This is a genomic window from Streptomyces sp. NPDC006544 (assembly GCF_040611715.1).
In the GTDB taxonomy this organism is placed as follows: domain Bacteria; phylum Actinomycetota; class Actinomycetes; order Streptomycetales; family Streptomycetaceae; genus Streptomyces.
Map to the genome: position 1 here is coordinate 1 of NZ_JBEXOV010000240.1, position 1,042 is coordinate 1,042.

2 protein-coding genes are annotated in these 1,042 nt (G+C 36.5%); both read left to right on the forward strand.

Annotated elements, in window-relative coordinates; translation table 11 throughout:
- Positions 1-649, forward strand: a 649-nt coding sequence (oppC, locus tag ABZY44_RS37790; RefSeq protein ID WP_356662089.1) for a murein tripeptide/oligopeptide ABC transporter permease OppC, incomplete at its 5' end; no start/stop codon positions are given.
- Between the two features lie 109 nt (positions 650-758).
- The coding region (locus ABZY44_RS37795; protein WP_356662091.1) for a hypothetical protein at positions 759-1,042 on the forward strand (284 nt) is incomplete at its 3' end.

Sequence of the window (1,042 nt, forward strand, 5' to 3'; positions counted from 1 at the left end):
TATTATCATGATGTTAATGATTTCTGCACGAAACTCTTTCAATATCGCTTTTGCAGTTACACTCATTACTTTAGTTGTAGGAAATATCTTAGGGGTAATTACGGGCTACTTTGGCGGAAGGTTTGATTTAATCTTCATGCGTTTCACTGATTTTGTCATGATTTTACCATCAATGATGATCATTATTGTTTTTGTAACTATCATCCCACGGTTTAATTCTTGGTCTTTGATTGGGATTATCAGTATCTTTAGTTGGATAGGGACAACGCGTCTGATTCGGGCAAGAACAATGACGGAAGTCAATCGAGATTATGTTCGAGCATCAAAAACTTCGGGAACCTCTGATTTTAAAATTATGTTTCGGGAAATATGGCCCAACTTGTCCACCTTAGTCATTGCTGAAGCAACGCTTGTTTTTGCTGGAAATATTGGTTTAGAAACAGGGCTTTCTTTCTTAGGTTTTGGACTTCCAGCGGGGACACCATCTTTGGGAACAATGATAAATGAAGCGACTAATCCAGAAACAATGACTGATAAGCCTTGGACTTGGGTTCCAGCAACAGTGGTCATCCTAATTGTGGTGCTTGCTATTATCTTTATCGGAAATGCACTAAGACGAGTGGCTGACCAAAGACAAGCTACAAGATAAACAACATTCAAGAGTGATAAAAATGTTTATCTATTAAAAATGGATATGATAAATTAAATATTATATTGAAGCAAGCAAGAAATAAAAAGAAATTATTGGAGAAACTAAGATGAACAAATTAAAAGTAACTTTATTGGCAAGTAGTGTAGTTTTAGCAGCTACACTCCTAAGTGCTTGTGGTTCTAATCAAAGCTCAAGTACAAGTACAAAAAAATTAAAAGCGGGGAACTTTGACGTTGCTTATCAAAATCCAGACAAGGCAATCAAAGGTGGAAATTTAAAAGTCGCATATCAAAGTGATTCTCCAATGAAAGCACAATGGTTATCGGGACTTTCTAATGATGCAACTTTTGCTACAATGTCTGGTCCTGGTGGAGGTCAAGATGGTTTGTT